Origin of the sequence: Salinibacterium sp. ZJ450 (genome assembly GCF_011751885.2) — a bacterium.
Taxonomy (GTDB): Bacteria; Actinomycetota; Actinomycetes; order Actinomycetales; family Microbacteriaceae; genus Ruicaihuangia.
On record NZ_CP061771.1, the window covers coordinates 280,203 to 297,193 of the forward strand.

Sequence of the window (16,991 nt, forward strand, 5' to 3'; positions counted from 1 at the left end):
CACGAGACTGGGCTGCATGGAAACGCGCAACCCCCCTACGCTCGCGACTCCGACACCGGCGGCGCCGACACCCACGACACCGACGCGCGCCGTGCCCGCCCCGCTGTTCCACGGCCGCGGCCCGGTCAGCGAGCTTCTCATCGATGCCCTGCCGCGACCGCGCGCCGAGGTCGATGCGGCGCTCGCCGGGTTGACCCGGCTGGTCGAGCAGGCGCTCGCCGCGACATCCGACATTCTGCGCGACGACGACCTGCAACTGGCGCTGCTGATCCTGTACGGGCTGCATTACGGTTCGCTGGTCGAGACCGACGGTGACTGGGAATGGCACCCGGCCACGCTCGCCGCCCGCCTGACGATCGAGGAGGCGTTTGAGCGGGAGCTGCGGCAGCGCATTGCCGCGCCCGAGCTGCCGCAGCCCACCCGCGAGACGGTCGCCGCCGCCCTGTTCGAGCTGACGGGACGCGATACCGGGCCGAGCCTGTCGCGCTACGTCGCCCGCGAGGCCAGCCGTGAGCAGCTGATCGAGCTGGTGGTGCAGAAGTCCGTGTACACGCTGAAGGAAGCGGATGCGCAGACCTGGGCGATTCCGCGGCTGCGCGGGCGGGCCAAGGCCGGGCTGGTCGAGATTCAGGCCGACGAGTACGGGGGAGGGCGGCCGGAGCGGATGCACGCCGCGATCTACGCCGGCACGATGCGCGGTGTCGGGCTCGATGACCGCTACGGCGCCTACCTCGACCAGGTGTCGGCGATCACCCTCGCCTCGTTCAACCTGATGACGATGTTCGGCCTGAACCGGCGGCTGCGCGGCGCCTCGGTCGGGCACTTCGCCGCATTCGAGATGACCTCGTCGGTGCCGAACCGGTTCTACGCAAACGGCTTCCGCCGCCACGGCTACGGCGACGACGTCACCTGGTACTTCGACGAACACGTGGAAGCCGACGCCGTGCACGAACAGCTGGCCGCCCGGGAAGTCGCCGGGTCACTGGCCGAGGACGAACCGGCGCTGCTCGGCGACATCTTCTTCGGCGCGGCCGCCTGCCTCACCGTCGACGGCTGGGTGGGCGAGCACATCCTGAACTCGTGGACCGCGGGGCAATCATCGCTGCGGATGCCGCTGGACACGGAGATCGGCGGGGCGGCATGAACATTCCCCCGGTCACGCCCAGCATCACCGCCTGCCCGAACGGGCCCCTGCTGGTGCGCGGCGACGTGGAGATCCTGGCCGCCTCCGGTGAAGTCATCACCGCGAACCGCCGCACCTTCGCGCTCTGCCGCTGTGGGGTGTCCACGATCAAGCCGTTCTGCGACGGCAGCCACAAGCTGATCGGCTTCACCACCGAGGCGGACACCGAGTAGCAGGCGGCGGTTGTGTGCGCCACCTGGCGTCTCAGTGGCACCCCTTCAGAGCGCTGCCGTTTCCCGTGCGGCGGCCACCGCCGCGCGAGCGCCGGTCTGCCAGGGCTCGCCGTGCCCAGGCAGCACGGTCGCGGCATCCGTGTCCTCGATGTCCTGCAGTGAGGCGAGAGCCATCACGGAATCCGCGGTGCCGGCCCCGGCGATCAGTCGGGGACCGCGGGCGGCGGTGTACGGGTCCAGGGTGACCAGGGCGTCGCCGGAGATCAGCACGCCGCGATCGGGCAGGTGCAGCGCGCAGTGCCCAAAGGTGTGCCCGGGTGTGAACAGCACGGTGGGGTGGCCCGGAACATCCAGCACCGCCGACGGAGGCAGCCGGCGGGTGTTGGTCACGCCCTTCACCCGCAGCGCGCCGGCCGCCACCATCGCCGTCAGCATCGGAACCGCCCGCGGATGCCGCAGCGTCGACACCAGCGGATTGCCCTCACGTTCGTGGCGGTACGGATGCTGCGCGATGCGCTCATCGGCGGCGTGCACCCAGATCGGCACCGACCATTGGGCGGCGATCCGGGCGGCGAAGCCCAGGTGGTCGGGGTGCGCGTGGGTGATGACCAGCGCCTCCACGTCGTCGCGACTGCGGCCAATGGCCTGCAGCGACTGCTCCAGGTGCGACCAGGTCGCCGGCAGCGCCGCATCCACGACGGTCACCCGGGTGCCGTCCTCGATCAGGTAACAATTTACGTAGGCGTGGCCCAGGCGATGAACTCCGGGCGCGATGTTGCGGGTGAGCGTCGGGTGGTTTCCAGCGGCCATGGCGGCCCTCCACAAGCTTCGGCGAGTGCGGTGAGGGCCAGCGTACGCCGGTCGGGCTGGCTGGTCACGGGAGCGTTGGGACTAGATGGCCTCGGCGATCGGCGTGTCTCCGCTGACCAGTTCGAATTGGCGGCGCACCGCACCGCCGGACTGCAGCAGATGGGCGACGACGGCTGCGACATCCGCTCGCGGGATGGTGCCGCGGTCGACCGTGTCGCCCACGGTGACCAAGCCGGTGGGTGCCTCATTAGTGAGCCCGCCGGGTCGCACGATGCTCCACTCGAGGTCGCGGCCGCGGATATCGGCGTCGGCCTCGCTCTTGGCCCGGGAGTACGCCTGCATCACCTCGTCGGCGTTCGGGTCGACCCGGTCGGTGGCGATCGCCGAGATCTGAACCAGACGCCGGATGCCGGCAGCCTCAGCCGCGTCGGCGAGCAGGATCGCGGCGTCACGGTCCACCGTGGTCTTGCGGACCGCGCCGCTGCCGGGGCCGGCGCCTGCTGCGAAGACGACGGCGTCGGCACCCGTCTCCCGCAGTTTCGCGGCGAGGGTTGCGGTGTCGGTGTGCTCGAGGTCGAGCAGCAGCGGCTGCGACCCGACCCGCTCCAGGTCGGGGATCTGGTCGGGGTTCCTGATGATGCCGACCGGTTCGTGACCGGCATCCGTCAGTAATTTCGACAGCAGTAGGGCGATCTTTCCGTGGCCTCCGGCGATGACGATGCGCATGACTCGACGTTAGCCGGGTAAACTGGTTGACGGCTCCTCGCGTGGCGCCACCCAGGCCAACTCCCCTAGGACGGAAACGTAGCAAGGGTAACCGGGCTCTGGCGGGTGCGCGAGGAGTCCTTTTTTGTGCGCGGGACGGTCCAGGGGGTCCCGTTATCGGCGTTCGTGTGCGCGGTTGCTGCCGCCCGGTTCGTCCCGAGCAGCGCGAGGGTTCCTTGCGGAGGAGCTGCGGCACCACGCCGGGCAAAGTTGCCAGGTTTGCAAGGCGTGGCGCAGCACATCCTTGGTTAGCGACGCTCAGCGAACCAGGCGTTTCTCGGTTGGCGATACTCGTCGCGCGAGGTTGTCCCCGGCTACTGTCGCCGGTAGCGCTGGGGGAGGGCGTCCAGTGGGTCGTCGACGGTCAGCACCACCCGGCCGACGCGGCGGTTTTGCTCCCGCAGCGCGTCCGCCACCACTCGGTCGATCGCGGCCAGCGTGTGCGGCCAGGTGTCTTCGATGTGCGCCGTGCGAATCCGAAGCGCGCGGCGCCCCAGCCCCTCGACGTGGATGTCGCGATCCCGGTCGATCGCGAACCGGTCCTCGCCGTGCCACTGCCGACCGTCGACGTCGAGTCCGACGCATCCCTCGATAACGAGATCCTCGTGACCCATTCCGGGAACGAACGCCTGACTTTCGACCCGATAGCCGGCGTGTTGCAGCCGCAACCGCACGATGGTCTCGTTCCCTGATCCGCTGGCGAAATCGAGGCGCCGGATCCCGTCAATGAGCCGTCGCGGAGCGAGCCCGGCCAGTCGCGTCACCTCAGCCGCTGTGAGAAACCCCTCGTGCACGGCGGACTCCATCGCGGCGATGGCGTTCTCCTCGTCGAGACAGTGCATGGCCTGCCACAGCGATTGCAACGGACCCGTCCACCAGGGCGTCACGGCCGGGAAACGCGGGCGCTCCCAGTGGTATCGCACGGTTGAGCCGAGCTCGTGCGGCGAAGCGAGATGCGAGGCGTTGGGTCGCACCTGCACGTGGAGCCGCCGGTCGTTGCCTGCCCACACGCCGGCGGCTCGCAGCGCCGACACACAGGTGACCGCGGCGCCCAGGCGCGCCGCATCGGCGAGGACCGGGTGCAGATGTGCGCAGGCGTAAGTGCCCCGCCGCAATCGATTGATGCCACCGGTCTGCACCGCAGCCCGCAGCTGCCGGCCGGTGAGGCCCGCGGCGGACAGCTGCCCGAACGAAGCCACGTGTCCGACGCGGCAGAGTGCGGCGGAGACGGTCAGCATCCGCTGAGTGTGCTCCAGCGCGCGGGCCGGAGCGGGCGGCTGCATCCGTTCTGTCGAACCGTGGTGGAGGCGCCCCGCTGTGGGGGAATGGAAACCGCATGCAGCTGCGCGGCGAGATGGCGTCGCTGGCGGAGGAGTTGCGGCACCACGCCGCGCAGAACGGCCAATCTGGGCGGTGTGTCTCGCGGCATCCTCCGCAGCGGACCGCAGCGGACGCGGCAGCGGACAGGCATGTGGAAACCGATCAGACACCGACATCCGCACCACCCGCCCGCACTCTCCACAGCGGCATCGGATGTCAGACCCGCCCACTACGCTGTAGGCGTGGTTACCGCTCTCTACCGTCGCTATCGACCGGAGACCTTCGCTGAGCTCATTGGGCAAACGCAGGTCACCGATCCGCTGCGCACTGCCCTCCGCACCGACCGGGTGAACCACGCGTACCTGTTCAGCGGACCGCGCGGCTGTGGCAAGACCACGTCCGCCCGCATCCTGGCCCGCTGCCTGAACTGCGCCGAAGGCCCCACCGACACCCCCTGCGGTGTCTGCCCGAGCTGCATCGAGCTCAGCCGCGACGGCGGCGGCTCCCTCGATGTTGTGGAGATCGACGCGGCCAGCCACAACGGTGTCGACGACGCCCGCGACCTGCGTGAACGCGCCGTGTTCGCGCCCGCCCGCGACCGGTTCAAGATCTTCATCCTCGACGAGGCCCACATGGTCACGCCGCAGGGCTTCAACGCGCTGCTGAAGATCGTCGAAGAGCCGCCGGAGCACGTCAAGTTCATCTTCGCGACCACCGAGCCCGAGAAGGTCATCGGCACCATCCGGTCGCGCACCCACCATTACCCGTTCCGGCTGGTGCCGCCCGCGCAGATGCTCGAGTACGTGCAGCAACTGTCGGAGAGCGAGGGCGTCAAGGTCGACGCCGGCGTGCTGCCCCTCGTCGTGCGTGCCGGCGGCGGGTCCGTTCGCGACACCCTCTCGCTGCTCGACCAGCTGATCGCCGGCTCCGAGAACGACACCGTCGAATACGAGCGAGCCGTTGCCCTGCTCGGCTACACCCACGGCGCCCTGCTCGACGAGGTCGTCGACGCGATTGGCGCCCGCGACGCCGCCGCTGTGTTCGCCGCGGTCGACCGGGTGATCCAGACCGGACAAGACCCTCGCCGCTTCGTCGAAGACCTGCTCGAGCGCCTGCGCGACCTCATCATCGTCGGCGCCACCCGCGAGAACGCGGCCGCCGTGTTGCGCGGCATCCCGCAAGACGAGCTCGACCACATGATCCAGCAGGCCGCCAAGTTCGGAACGGCGGAGCTGTCGAGGGCAGCGGATGTCGTGAACGCGGCACTCACCGAGATGACGGGCGCCACGAGCCCACGGTTGCACCTTGAACTCATGGTCGCCCGGGTGCTGCTGCCCGCAAGCGATGACACCGAGCGCGGCGCCCTGGCCAGGGTGGAGCGGCTGGAGCGTCGCGTCGGCATGGCCGGCGCCGCAGACGGCCCACCCGCAGCACCCGTCGCGCAGACCGCCTCGGCGCCGGTATCGCCGCCACCGGCACCCGCGGCAACCCCGGCAGCGTCGAGCCCTGCTCCGATTCCGGCTACCACGCCTGTTACCAGCCCGCCCGCGTCCGGCCCGCCCGCAACAACACCAGCCGAGGCTCCGCAGCCCGCTGCACCCGCCGCACCCGCACCCGCACCCGCGGCCCCGCCGGTTGGTCCCCTCACGCTGCAGCAGGTGCGAGACGCCTGGCCCGAGATTCTCGAGGTAGTGCAGAAGGCCAAGCGCAGCGCGTGGATGGTTGTGTACACCTCGCAAGCGCGAGTGCTGGTCGACGATGTGCTCACGGTCACCTTCCCGAGCCAGAAGGATGTCGATAACTTCAAGCAGCAGGGCCTCGAGGGGGTCAGCGAGAATCTGCGCCGCGCCATCCTGAGCGTGCTCGGCGTGCGGGTGAAGTTCATCGCCAAGGTGGAGGCGCCAGGCAAGCCGCTCACGGCCGCCCAGACCGCCGCCGCGCCCGCGTCGACTCCCGCCCCGACTGTCCCGACCCGGGCTCCGGCGCCCGCGGCGTCGCGCGCGAATGTCACTCAGGGCCCGGTTGATGCACAGGGCCGGACTGGCCAGCAGGGATCGAATGACCCGCAGGCCCCGACCGACGCGCAGGCTGCGACCGACAGGCAGGGCCCGACCGACGCGACCGGCCCGCAGGATCTGCACGAGGAACCCCCGCACGACCCGTACCCGAGCGAGGAGCCATCGGTCCCAGCGGAACCGGCATCGACCGGCTGGGACGTCGTGGCAATCCCCGGCTCTGACGCTGAGCCCGCGCCTGCCTCGGCACCGGTCGCCGCTGGCTCGAAGCGCAGTCCCTCGTCCGCCGCCTCCTCGAAGAGCAGCCCGTCGCCGAGCGCCACCGCCGGTGCTCCCGCGACGCAGTCGCCCTCGAACGACACGGCCACCGCCGCGAAGGCCGCCGCGAAGGCGCCAGCCACCCGCCAGTCGCCGGGCGCCGCGACATCCGGAACCGGCCGTCAGCGCTACGGCGAATCCGTCGTGCGTGAGATCCTCAACGCCAGTTTCATCGAGGAGCAGACCATAGTGCCGCGCTCCACCGCAAGAAGTGAGTTCTAACCCGTGTACGAGGGCATTGTCCAGGAACTCATCGACGAACTGGGGCGGCTGCCCGGCATCGGCCCCAAGTCGGCGCAGCGCATCGCGTTCCACATCCTGCAGACCGAAAGCGTCGACGTGACCCGGTTGGCGCAGGTGCTGATGGAGGTCAAAGAGAAGGTGCGTTTCTGCGCGATCTGCGGCAACGTGTCCGAGCACGAGACCTGCTCCATCTGCCGCGATCCCCGACGCCAGCCGCAGACCATCTGCGTCGTCGAAGAGGCGAAGGATGTCGTCGCGATCGAGCGCACCCGTGAGTTCCGTGGGCTGTACCACGTGCTCGGCGGAGCGATCAGCCCAATCGACGGCATCGGTCCCGACGACCTGCGCATCCGTCAGCTGCTGCAACGCCTCGCAGACGGCACGGTGACCGAGGTGATCATCGCCACTGACCCCAACCTCGAGGGCGAGGCGACAGCGACGTACCTTACCCGCATGCTGCAGCAGCCCGGTCTGCGGGTCACTCGTCTGGCATCCGGACTCCCCGTGGGTGGCGATCTCGAGTACGCCGACGAAGTCACCCTCGGCCGCGCCTTCGAAGGCCGGCGACTGGTCGAGTACTAGTCGGAAGCCCGCAGACCGGTGGGCGCCACGGTGCCAACACATGCGAAACGGCGACGCACCGGAGTTCCGATGCGTCGCCGTTTCTGCGTGGCGGCGTCCACGCGGCTTCGGCACAGTTGGTCAAGCAGCGTAACCGGCGCGGTCCACCTTTCGGTGATAGCGCATGCCGGCCACACCGCCGAGGATCGCGCCGCCGAGTGCGACCAGCGCGGCGACGATGGCGGTGATGATCCCGGCCGTCGTCAGCGTGCCCTCGTTGATCGGCAGGCGGGGGAACACGTTCATGTTCGCCAGTACGTCAAACTGGCTGCCGGCGACGACCCCGAGGATCGCGACCAGGATCGCGATCACCAGAGCCCACACCCACACCGCGATGCCCTGCTTCACGCCGTCGAACCGCGCCATTCGCCCCGCGACGTAGCCGCCGCAGAAGTAGGCGATGAATAGGACGATTGCTAACAGAATGGCGCCCGTGATGCCGATGGCCTCAGGTGCATCGGTGGCAGCAGCGTTGACGTCGTTGACGTCGACGTTGGTCGCCAGGCCAAGTGCCGTGCCGATAGCGCCGAGGAGGGCCACCAAGAGCACCGCCATTCCCATCGCGGTGAGCCAACCGAAGAATGCGGACCCGATCTTGACTCCGCCGTATTGCTCCTGTTCCCGCTCGACGACGCGCTCGGGAGTTGTCACACGCTCTTGACCCGTGGACGACCGCGAGGGAACACCCCCAGTAGGGTCATCTCGCGCGAACGGAGGCTGGTTTCCCGTGCTGTCACTGCTTGTGCTCATGTTGTCTCTCCCTCCAGACCAAGGGGTCAGATGCCCTTGTCACGGCGACGAGCATCGCCCTCGACATCCGTATCGATCTTTTCCTTGCGAACTTCCTCGGTGACCCGGGCTTCGTCGGTTACCGTCTCGGTGTCGAGCCGCACGCGCTCCACCGGCACGGTCTTCTTCTCCACGACCGGTTCTTCGGCGTGAAGGGTGACCTCGTGCTCGGCCTCGCTGATGTCCGCTCCGCGCAGCGCCTCGTTGGCGTTGGCGTCGGTGATCGGTTCGCGCTCGATGCGAACTTCTTCGTGGCTGACCGGCACCGTTTGGGTGACGTTCTCGGTCACCACGTACTTGCGCAGGCGCACCTTGCCGGTGGCGTGGCGCTCCGTGCCGACGTTCACACGTTCCTCGGAGCGAGTCATCGCGTCATCGGTGCGGGCGCGGTCGCGGTCAAGGTCGCGATCAGTGACGTCGCCGCGCAGGTCACGGTCGCTTCTGTCGCCGTAGTCGAGCGAGTAGTAGCTGTACAGCTTCGCTTCCTCGGCTTCGTCGAGATGACGGTCGGCATCAACCCGCGGGGCGTCCTTCACCATGTCCTTGTCAAAGGGCACCGTCACGTCATCACCATTGATTCTCGCGTCCCGCAACGGCACGAATGATTCAGAAGTGCCGAAGAGTCCGGTGGAGACAGTCAGCCATTCCGGGCGGCCAGTCTGGTCGTCAAGGTACACCTGGCCGATCTTCCCGATCTTGTTGCCATTGGTGTCGTAGACGGCTCCGTGGCCTTGGGTGAGGGTCTGGATCTGGTTGGTGTCAAGCATTGGTCGTGCTCCATTCAGGGTTTCTGTAGCGAATAGGCCCGGACTGTCGAAGTTCGCGGGCCTCTCAGATGGTCGATCGGACCTTCAGGTGGTCGAGCGACCTCATCAATTACGCGGCCACCGCTGTATCTGCACAACGGGGTTGCGCCCCCCTTAGCTAGTGAGTTACCGTCCACCGCTCCCTTCGCGACGGCCGAGCAGAAGCACACCGGAGTGCCGGGCGTAACGTACGCAAGAGGCCTGCTCTGGCCCGGATAGAATAGACAGTCGGTATTCGAACGTAGGAGTCCGTGTGAGCTTGATCGTGCAGAAGTACGGTGGGTCATCCGTCGCTGACGCCGAAAGCATCAAGCGAGTCGCGAAACGCATCGTCGACACTCGGCGCGCCGGAAACGACGTGGTCGTGGTGGTGAGCGCCATGGGCGACACCACCGACGAGCTGCTCGACCTGGCCGGTCAAGTGACGCCCATGCCGGAACCGCGCGAACTTGACATGCTGTTGACCGCGGGCGAGCGCATCTCGATGGCGCTGCTCGCCATGACCATCAAGGGCATGGGCCACGACGCCCGCAGCTTCACCGGCAGTCAGGCTGGCATGATCACCGACGCCCGTCACGGCGCTGCCAGGATCGTGGATGTCACGCCGGTGCGTCTGCGGGAAGCTCTCGACGAGGGTGCGATCGTGATCGTCGCCGGCTTCCAGGGGTTCAACCGCGACACCAAGGACATCACCACCCTCGGTCGGGGCGGATCGGACACCAGCGCCGTCGCGCTCGCCGCCGCGCTGGATGCCGACATCTGCGAGATCTACACCGACGTCGACGGCATCTTCACCGCCGACCCTCGCGTCGTAAGCACCGCAACCAAGATCAACCGCATCTCGACCGAAGAGATGCTCGAACTCGCGGCCGCCGGGTCGAAGGTGCTGTACATCCGCGCTGTGGAGTACGCCCGCCGGCACGGCGTTACCCTTCATGTGCGCTCCTCGTTCAGCAACGCCGAGGGCACCCTGGTCATCAATGCACGGGACGGAGAGAAAGTGGAAGAGGCAATCATCTCGGGCGTCGCCTCCGACTTGAGCGAGGCGAAGGTCACCGTGGTCGGTGTGCCAGACATCCCGGGCAAGGCCGCCCAGATCTTCACGATCCTCGGCAAGGCGAACGCCAACATCGACATGATCGTGCAGAACGTGTCGGGCGCGGACACCGGCCGCACCGACATCTCGTTCACCCTGCCCAAGGCGCAGGGCGCCATTGCACTGCAGGCGCTGCGCAGCGAGCAGGAGTCTGTGGGCTTCGAGGCGCTGCAGTACGACGACCAGATCGGCAAGCTGGCCCTGGTCGGCGCCGGCATGCGCACCAACGCGGGTGTCTCGGCGCGACTGTTCCAGGCGTTGTCCGACGCCCGGATCAACATCGAGATGATCTCCACCAGTGAGATCCGCATCTCGGTGGTGACGCGCGCCGACACCATCAACGAGGCGGTGCGTGTGGTGCACACCGCGTTCGGGTTGGACTCCGACGGCGAGGCCGTCGTCTACGGAGGAACCGGCCGCTAGCCCGGTCGTTTCGCACGTTTCGCGACATCCGCGTCGCTGATTCACGCGTACCCAGAAACTGCACGAACAGAACACAGCAAGCAAAGGGAGAAACCTTGTGGCAGAAGCACTGAACGTCGGCATCGTCGGCGCCACCGGCCAGGTCGGCAAAGTCATGCGCGGCCTGCTCGAGGAGCGCAACTTTCCGATCAAGAGCATCCGCTTCTTCGCGACCGCGCGCAGCGCCGGCACGACCCTGCCGTTCAGGGGCGAGGAGATCATCGTCGAAGACGTTGAGACCGCCGACCCGACCGGCCTGGACATCGCGCTGTTCAGCGCCGGGGCAACGGGCAGCCGGGCACAGGCGCCGCGGTTCGCCGCAGCTGGCGCGATCGTGATCGACAACTCCAGTGCCTGGCGCATGGACCCCGACGTGCCGCTCGTGGTGAGCGAGGTCAACCCGCACGCCATCGCCGAGGCGAAGAAGGGCATCATCGCCAACCCCAATTGCACCACCATGGCCGCCATGCCGGTGCTGAAGGTGCTGAGCGAAGAAGCCGGCCTTGAGCGTCTGATCGTCACCACGTTCCAGGCGGTCTCCGGCAGCGGCCTCGCAGGAGCCGACGAGCTGATCAGCCAGGTCCGCGCCGTCGTCGACCAGAACCTGGAGGGCCTCGTGCACGACGGCGGGGCCGTCGACTTCCCGGCTCCGGTCAAGTACGTGCGCCCGATCGCGTTCGACGTGGTGCCGCTCGCCGGTTCGATCGTCGACGACGGGCTCTACGAGACCGACGAAGAGAAGAAGCTGCGCAACGAGAGCCGCAAGATCCTGGAACTGCCCGACCTGCTGGTCAGTGGCACCTGCGTGCGCGTGCCGGTGCTCACCGGCCACTCGCTCTCGATCAACGCCGAGTTCGGCAGCGCCCTGACGGTAGAGCGCGCGCAGCAGCTGCTACAGGATGCCCCGGGCGTGCAGCTCACGGATGTCCCGACCCCGCTGGAAGCGGCCGGAAAGGACCCCAGCTTCGTGGGCCGCATCCGCCAGGACCCCGGTGTTCCCGGCGGTCGCGGCCTCGCCCTATTCGTCGCCAACGACAACCTGCGCAAGGGTGCCGCGCTCAACGCGGTGCAGATTGCGGAGCTCATCGCCGCCGCGAAGTAGCGCATCACACAACTAACTCAGCACACGAGAAGGCCCAGCGAACAGTGTTCGCTGGGCCTTCTGTTGTCTTGCGGGGCGGGGCGTTCCGCGGTTAGTCGAGCGTCGGCGTCGCACCGACGTGACGGCCCCGTTTGCCCAAGCCGAACAGCTTCAGCAGCCCGGCCGATCCGCCGAAGAGCAGCGCGCCGGTGCCGGCCACCGATATACCCGCAATGAGAGCAGCGGATGCCGCGGGGTTCTCGTCCAGCGGACTGGTGGCGCTGGTGCGCTCCAGCTGCTCATCGCTGTTCTTGTCGTTGTCGGTGGTGTCCCGAGTCGAATCCGACTTGCGGTCCGAATCTGATTCGCCCGCGGGTGTGGGGGAGACGCCGGACTGCGTCGGCGTGGCCTCGTCTGCGGGCGTCGTGCCGTCGCGCGTGACTGATTTAGTGGTGTCCGTGCCGCTGGTCGACCCCGCAGGGGCCTCTGGGGTGGCCGCGCCGGGTGCCGGGGCAGGCGCACCAGGAGCAGGAGCAGGAGCAGGAGCAGGAGCTGGGGCAGGGGCAGGGGCAGGAGCTGGCGCGGGCGCGGGCTTGGGCTCGGGCGTCGGAGACGTCGTGGGGGTCGGCGTCGGAGTGGGCGTCGGCGTCGGGGAGAGCGTGGGCGTCGGGCTCGGCGTCGGGTCGAGCGTCTGCCTCAAGGTCGAGTTCTGGTCGAGCTTCTTCTGCAGCCCCGGAGCGATGCCATTCGGCTTCTTCTCAGAGCCCTGCTCGTCCTCCGACGAGACGGTAATCGTGACCGCCTCCGCCGATGATGCGGGAGCAACGAAGATCAGGGGAACGGCAAGGGCGGCGGGTACGGCGACGAGCGCTGCAAATTTCGAGCGGACCATAAGTCATACAAGTTACCCGCCGAATCGGGGTGAAACCTGAGAGTTCCGGCATCCGTAACCATCTATGACGGTGCCAAGCGGGCGCGCGCCCGCAGACAGCGGAGGACCCCGGCCGCGCGGGCGACCGGGGTCCTCGGAGTGCTGCAGTGACTAGTCGAGTTCCTGACCCGAGCGGTCCTTCGCGAACGCCACGGCCACGATCGAGATGGCCGCGCAGACGCCGATGAAGACGGCGACCGGCAGGTAGGCGCCCTCGTACTGGGCAAGCAGCGCGGTGGCGATCAGCGGCGCGGTACCACCGGCGATCGCGGCGCCGACCTGGTAGCCCAGCGAGACACCGGTGTAGCGCACCTCGGCGGGGAAGCTCTCCGCGAAGAACGTGCCGATCACCGAGCCGTAGCTGGTCCAGATCACGCCGAAGCCGATCACCGCGGCGATCGTGAGCGAGAAGAAGGTGCCCTGGTTGATCAGCCAGAAGAACGGCACGATGAACGCGGCTACCAGCACGGCGCCGACGATGAACTGCTTCTTGCGGCCGATGCGGTCGGAAAGCGAGCCCATCAGCAGCATCATCGGGATGCCCACGACGGCGGCGATGAGCACGGCGTTCAGGGCCTCGTTGCGCTCGAAGCCGAGGCTGACCGCGTACGAGACGGTGAAGGTGGCGAACAGGAAGAACGTCGAGGTCTCGATGATCTTGGCGCCGACGGCGATGAGCACCGAACGCCAGTGGTGGCGCAGCGTCTCGACGAGCGGCAGCTTGGCGGTCTTCGACGTCTCTTGGACCATCTTGAACGACGGGGTCTCATCCACCGTGTGCCGGATCCAGAAGCCGACCGCGACCAGCACGATCGAGAACAGGAACGGGATGCGCCATCCGAACGAGAGGAAGTCCGCTTCGCTGAAGATCGCGCTGCTCGCGGATGCCGCGAGGTTTCCGAGCGCGAGGCCGACCAGCGCGCCGACCTGCGGCATGGCGCCGTAGAAGCCGCGCTTCTTGCGAGGCGAGTACTCGACCGCCATCAGCAGTCCGCCGCCCCACTCGCCGCCGAGGGCGAGGCCCTGCACCAGGCGCAGCAGGGTGAGGATGATCGGAGCCCAGACGCCGATCTGCGCGTAAGTGGGCATGAGCCCGATCAGCACCGTGGCGACGCCCATCATGCCGAGCGTGATGACCAGGGTCTTCTTGCGGCCGATGCGGTCACCGATGTGGCTGAACACGATGCCGCCGATGGGGCGGATCGCGAACGCGAACGCGAATGCCGCGAGCGACAGGAGCTGGCTCGACACCGGGTCGTCGGACGGGAAGAACAGCGGTCCGAAGACGAGCGCCGACATCGTTCCGTACAGGAAGAAGTCGTACCACTCGACGGCGCTACCGACGGCGCTGCCGAACAGGGCGCGGCGGCGGTCTTTGTCGCTGATCAGTTGGGACTTGTCGACGACAGCGTCTTCAGGCGCGCCTGTCATTGTGCTCATGATACGAAGGTTCCTCTTTGACTTACGTGGTGGTAGATAGGTGTGCTGCAATCACCGACGTGAGTCGGTGAAACTTGTGTTCGCCGTGCTGGCGAGGAAGGCGACATCCGTGCTGACCAGCAGCAGACGGACACCGGATGCCTCGTATTCAGCGGCCTGCGCGGCGTCGGCGCAGTGGATACCCACGTGCTTGCCTGCGGCCAGGGTGGCCTCGATGATGCGGCCGATCGCGGCCCGGTGCTCGGCCGAGCCGGCCGCCGTGCCGAGGCTTGCCGCGAGGTCGGTCGGGCCGATGAAGATCAGGTCGAGGCCGTCGACCGCGGCGATCTCGTCGACACGCTCGAGGCCCTCGCGGGTCTCCACCATGGCGATCGCCAGCAGGCTGTCGTTGGCGGTGGCCAGGTAGTCGGCCATGCCGAAGCCGTACTGGGCGGCGCGGGCCGCGCCGATGCCCCGGGAGCCGAGCGGTGGGAACCGCACGGCGTCGACGAGGGCGACAGCCTGCGCTGCGCTCTCGACGTGCGGCACCACGATGCCCGCCGCGCCGGTATCGAGGCTGCGGCTGATCGCCGAGCTGATCTCGGGCACCCGCACGATCACGCGGCCAGACCCGGCGCGCACCAGTTGTTCGATGGTGGTCAGATCGAGCGCGGCGTGCTCGGCGTCGACCACGATCGCGTCGGCGCCCGCGTAGACGAGTGCCTCGGTGACCGTGGTGTGGCCGATCAGCTGGAAGGTGCCGACGAGCGCGCCCTGGTCGAGGGCGGCGCGCAGGCTCGCGGGCGCAGCGGTGCCCAGAGGGATGGAACCGTACGACAAACTAGGCGGCCTTCGCCTTCACCAGGTCGAGAGCGACGTCGACGATCATGTCTTCCTGGCCGCCGACCATCTTGCGACGGCCGAGCTCCATCAGGATCTCGATGGTCGGGATGCCGTAGCGGGCAGAGGCCCGCTCGGCGTGCAGCAGGAACGAGGAGTAGACGCCGGCGTAGCCGAGGCCCAGGGTCTCGCGGTCGACCTGCACCGGGCGCACCTGCAGCGGGCGAACAATGTCGTCCGCGGCATCCATCAGCGCGAACACGTCGGTGCCGTGGTTCCAGCCCATTTTGTCGGCCACGGCGATGAACACCTCGAGCGGCGCGTTGCCGGCTCCGGCGCCCATACCGGTGAGGCTGGCGTCGACGCGGTTGGCTCCGGCCTCGACGGCGGCGATGGAGTTCGCGACGCCGAGCGACAGGTTGTGGTGAGCGTGGATGCCGATCTCGGTGTCCGGGTTCAGCACGTCGCGCAGCGCGTTCACCCGGTCGGTGACGTCGTGCATGTTCTGCGCACCGGAGGAGTCGACCACGTACACGCACTGCGCGCCGTAGCCCTCCATCAGCTTGGCCTGCTTGCCGAGCTCGGCGGGCGTGGTCATGGCGCTCATCATCAGGAAGCCGGTGGTGTTGAGGCCGAGTTCCCGGGCGGTCGCGATGTGCTGGGCGGAGACATCCGCCTCGGTGCAGTGGGTCGCGACGCGCACGTAGCTGACGCCGGCGGATGCCGCGCGCTTGAGGTCGTGGATGGTTCCGACGCCCGGCAGCAGCAGCGTGGCGATGGCGATGTTCTCGGCGACCTCGGCGGCTGCCTCGATCCATTCCACGTCGGAGTGCGCGGCGAAGCCGTAGTTGACGCTGGAGCCGTTCAGTCCGTCGCCGTGGGCGACCTCGACGCTGTCGACGCCGGCCGCGTCGAGGGCGGTGACGATGTCGCGCACGTTCTGGGTGCTGTACTGGTGGCGAACCGCGTGGCTGCCGTCGCGCAGGGTGACGTCAGAGATGAACAGCTTGTCGGTGGTGGGGTCGAACATGGCTTATGCCACCTCCTGGTCTTCGGCGCGCTTCTGCTGGCGCTGAACGATGGTTTCGGCGGTGCGCATGGCGGCCGACGTCATGATGTCGAGGTTGCCGGCGTAGGCGGGCAGGTAGTGCGCCGCGCCCTCCACCTCGAGGAAGACGCTGGTCTTGAGACCGGTGAACTCGCCAACGCCGGGGATGACCACCGGCTCTTCGATCAGTTCGAACTGCACCTTCTGCTTCAGCCGGTAGCCGGGAACGTAGGCGTTGACCTTCTCGACGATGTCTTCGATGGCCTTCTCGATGGCGTCCTGGTCGGCTACCTCGGAGAGGGTGAAGACGGTGTCGCGCATCATCAGCGGCGGTTCGGCCGGGTTCAGCACGATGATGGCCTTGCCCTTGTCTGCGCCGCCGACGGCTTCGAGCGCGGCCGAGGTGGTCTCGGTGAACTCGTCGATGTTCGCGCGAGTGCCGGGTCCGGCGGACTTGCTGGAGATCGAAGCGACAATCTCGGCGTACTTCACGTTGGTGACGCTGGAGACGGCGGCGACGATCGGCACGGTGGCCTGGCCACCACAGGTGACCATGTTCAGGTTGGGGGCGTCGAGGTGCTCCTCGAGGTTGACCACCGGGATGCAGTACGGGCCGATGGCCGCCGGGGTCAGGTCGAGCAGGCGGATCGACGGCTTGGCCGCAAGCAGCTTCTCGGAGTTGTAGCGGTGCGCGCCGGCGGAGGTGGCGTCGAAGACGATGTCGATGTCGGCGAAGACCTCGTGCTCGATCAGACCGTCGACTCCGGTGGAGATCGGGGTGACGCCGAGTCGTCCGGCGCGGGCCAGCCCGTCGCTCTCGGGGTCGATGCCGACCATCGCTGCGATCTTGAGGATGCCGCTGCCTCGGAGGATCTTGATCATCAGGTCGGTACCGATGTTCCCCGAGCCGATAATCGCTGCGCTTACAGGCTGAGTCATGCCAGGCCCTTTCACTTCTTTGTGTGCCGGTTCGTACATACCTGTTCGAAACTTCGTCACTCGTTCAGGATATCGAACACCCGCGCGGGTCACGCTGTCAACTCAGAGGAATGTTCACCGCGATTTGCGCGG

At 67.9% G+C, this 16,991-nt stretch carries 16 protein-coding genes and 1 other RNA gene; 7 read left to right on the forward strand and 10 right to left on the reverse strand.

The window, feature by feature from the left end:
- The first annotated feature begins 16 nt into the window (after positions 1–16).
- Together HCT51_RS01425 and HCT51_RS01430 are read left to right on the forward strand one after the other, a co-directional pair.
- The gene (locus HCT51_RS01425; RefSeq protein ID WP_166875952.1) at positions 17–1,144 is read left to right on the forward strand and encodes an iron-containing redox enzyme family protein; all 1,128 of its coding nucleotides are present in this window, start codon (positions 17–19) and stop codon (positions 1,142–1,144) included.
- Entirely contained in the window at positions 1,141–1,356 is a 216-nt protein-coding gene (locus HCT51_RS01430; RefSeq protein WP_166875948.1) for a CDGSH iron-sulfur domain-containing protein, read from the forward strand. The genes HCT51_RS01425 and HCT51_RS01430 overlap by 4 nt, the downstream gene beginning before the upstream one ends.
- A 45-nt stretch (positions 1,357–1,401) precedes the next feature.
- Here HCT51_RS01430 and HCT51_RS01435 read toward each other — a convergent pair whose 3' ends face one another.
- Both HCT51_RS01435 and HCT51_RS01440 read right to left on the reverse strand, forming a co-directional pair.
- On the reverse strand, positions 1,402–2,166 hold the full coding sequence (locus HCT51_RS01435) for an MBL fold metallo-hydrolase (RefSeq protein ID WP_166875945.1): 765 nt from the start codon (positions 2,164–2,166) through the stop codon (positions 1,402–1,404).
- An 81-nt stretch (positions 2,167–2,247) separates the two neighbouring features.
- A complete protein-coding gene (locus HCT51_RS01440; protein ID WP_166875942.1) occupies positions 2,248–2,892 on the reverse strand; it encodes an SDR family oxidoreductase in 645 nt (214 codons plus the stop codon).
- A gap of 28 nt (positions 2,893–2,920) precedes the next feature.
- Between HCT51_RS01440 and ffs the strand changes: the two genes are divergently transcribed.
- An RNA gene (gene ffs, locus HCT51_RS01445) (signal recognition particle sRNA small type) lies at positions 2,921–3,017 on the forward strand.
- Positions 3,018–3,245: 228 nt separating this feature from the next.
- Here ffs and HCT51_RS01450 read toward each other — a convergent pair.
- Positions 3,246–4,169, reverse strand: coding sequence for a hypothetical protein (locus HCT51_RS01450; protein ID WP_166875939.1), 924 nt, complete (start codon positions 4,167–4,169; stop codon positions 3,246–3,248).
- Positions 4,170–4,493: 324 nt separating this feature from the next.
- On the opposite strand from HCT51_RS01450, the gene HCT51_RS01455 reads away from it, so the two are divergent.
- Complete coding sequence (locus HCT51_RS01455) at positions 4,494–6,806, forward strand: DNA polymerase III subunit gamma and tau (protein WP_166875936.1); 2,313 nt, start codon at positions 4,494–4,496, stop codon at positions 6,804–6,806.
- Between the two features lie 3 nt (positions 6,807–6,809).
- On the forward strand, positions 6,810–7,409 hold the full coding sequence (gene recR, locus HCT51_RS01460) for a recombination mediator RecR (RefSeq protein WP_166875933.1): 600 nt from the start codon (positions 6,810–6,812) through the stop codon (positions 7,407–7,409).
- Positions 7,410–7,529: 120 nt separating this feature from the next.
- Here the strand turns inward: recR and HCT51_RS01465 are convergent, their stop codons facing one another.
- Together HCT51_RS01465 and HCT51_RS01470 are read right to left on the reverse strand one after the other, a co-directional pair.
- Positions 7,530–8,198 carry a hypothetical protein gene (locus tag HCT51_RS01465; RefSeq protein ID WP_166875930.1) on the reverse strand — a complete coding sequence of 223 codons (669 nt, stop codon included), beginning with the start codon at positions 8,196–8,198 and terminating at the stop codon, positions 7,530–7,532.
- A gap of 26 nt (positions 8,199–8,224) precedes the next feature.
- Complete coding sequence (locus HCT51_RS01470; protein WP_166875927.1) at positions 8,225–9,004, reverse strand: DUF2382 domain-containing protein; 780 nt, start codon at positions 9,002–9,004, stop codon at positions 8,225–8,227.
- Between the two features lie 292 nt (positions 9,005–9,296).
- On the opposite strand from HCT51_RS01470, the gene HCT51_RS01475 reads away from it, so the two are divergent.
- Together HCT51_RS01475 and HCT51_RS01480 are read left to right on the forward strand one after the other, a co-directional pair.
- Positions 9,297–10,562 (forward strand): aspartate kinase, encoded by a 1,266-nt coding sequence (locus HCT51_RS01475; protein WP_166875924.1) that lies wholly within the window; start codon positions 9,297–9,299, stop codon positions 10,560–10,562.
- A 97-nt stretch (positions 10,563–10,659) separates the two neighbouring features.
- On the forward strand, positions 10,660–11,703 hold the full coding sequence (locus HCT51_RS01480) for an aspartate-semialdehyde dehydrogenase (protein WP_166875921.1): 1,044 nt from the start codon (positions 10,660–10,662) through the stop codon (positions 11,701–11,703).
- A 91-nt stretch (positions 11,704–11,794) separates the two neighbouring features.
- Here the strand turns inward: HCT51_RS01480 and HCT51_RS01485 are convergent, their stop codons facing one another.
- The 5 genes from HCT51_RS01485 to HCT51_RS01505 all read right to left on the reverse strand — a co-directional run bounded on the left by HCT51_RS01485 (position 11,795) and on the right by HCT51_RS01505 (position 16,859).
- Complete coding sequence (locus HCT51_RS01485) at positions 11,795–12,574, reverse strand: hypothetical protein (protein ID WP_191413700.1); 780 nt, start codon at positions 12,572–12,574, stop codon at positions 11,795–11,797.
- A gap of 150 nt (positions 12,575–12,724) precedes the next feature.
- Positions 12,725–14,044 (reverse strand): MFS transporter, encoded by a 1,320-nt coding sequence (locus tag HCT51_RS01490; RefSeq protein ID WP_208322676.1) that lies wholly within the window; start codon positions 14,042–14,044, stop codon positions 12,725–12,727.
- Positions 14,045–14,104: 60 nt separating this feature from the next.
- Positions 14,105–14,872: an HpcH/HpaI aldolase family protein gene (locus HCT51_RS01495; protein WP_166875915.1), complete on the reverse strand. Its 768-nt coding sequence runs from the start codon at positions 14,870–14,872 to the stop codon at positions 14,105–14,107.
- A 1-nt stretch (position 14,873) separates the two neighbouring features.
- Complete coding sequence (dmpG, locus tag HCT51_RS01500; protein ID WP_166875912.1) at positions 14,874–15,902, reverse strand: 4-hydroxy-2-oxovalerate aldolase; 1,029 nt, start codon at positions 15,900–15,902, stop codon at positions 14,874–14,876.
- 3 nt (positions 15,903–15,905) lie between these two features.
- Positions 15,906–16,859 (reverse strand): acetaldehyde dehydrogenase (acetylating), encoded by a 954-nt coding sequence (locus HCT51_RS01505; protein WP_166875909.1) that lies wholly within the window; start codon positions 16,857–16,859, stop codon positions 15,906–15,908.
- Between the last annotated feature and the right edge of the window lie 132 nt (positions 16,860–16,991).

What these genes read in the sequence shown, in the direction of transcription:
- HCT51_RS01425 (WP_166875952.1), top strand. Translation starts at nt 17, where the DNA reads ATGGAAACGCGCAACCCCCCTACGCTCGCGACTCCGACACCGGCGGCG.
- HCT51_RS01430 (WP_166875948.1), top strand. Translation starts at nt 1,141, where the DNA reads ATGAACATTCCCCCGGTCACGCCCAGCATCACCGCCTGCCCGAACGGG.
- HCT51_RS01435 (WP_166875945.1), bottom strand. Translation starts at nt 2,166, where the DNA reads ATGGCCGCTGGAAACCACCCGACGCTCACCCGCAACATCGCGCCCGGA.
- HCT51_RS01440 (WP_166875942.1), bottom strand. Translation starts at nt 2,892, where the DNA reads ATGCGCATCGTCATCGCCGGAGGCCACGGAAAGATCGCCCTACTGCTG.
- HCT51_RS01450 (WP_166875939.1), bottom strand. Translation starts at nt 4,169, where the DNA reads ATGCTGACCGTCTCCGCCGCACTCTGCCGCGTCGGACACGTGGCTTCG.
- HCT51_RS01465 (WP_166875930.1), bottom strand. Translation starts at nt 8,198, where the DNA reads ATGAGCACAAGCAGTGACAGCACGGGAAACCAGCCTCCGTTCGCGCGA.
- HCT51_RS01470 (WP_166875927.1), bottom strand. Translation starts at nt 9,004, where the DNA reads ATGCTTGACACCAACCAGATCCAGACCCTCACCCAAGGCCACGGAGCC.
- HCT51_RS01485 (WP_191413700.1), bottom strand. Translation starts at nt 12,574, where the DNA reads ATGGTCCGCTCGAAATTTGCAGCGCTCGTCGCCGTACCCGCCGCCCTT.
- HCT51_RS01490 (WP_208322676.1), bottom strand. Translation starts at nt 14,044, where the DNA reads ATGACAGGCGCGCCTGAAGACGCTGTCGTCGACAAGTCCCAACTGATC.
- dmpG (WP_166875912.1), bottom strand. Translation starts at nt 15,902, where the DNA reads ATGTTCGACCCCACCACCGACAAGCTGTTCATCTCTGACGTCACCCTG.
- HCT51_RS01505 (WP_166875909.1), bottom strand. Translation starts at nt 16,859, where the DNA reads ATGACTCAGCCTGTAAGCGCAGCGATTATCGGCTCGGGGAACATCGGT.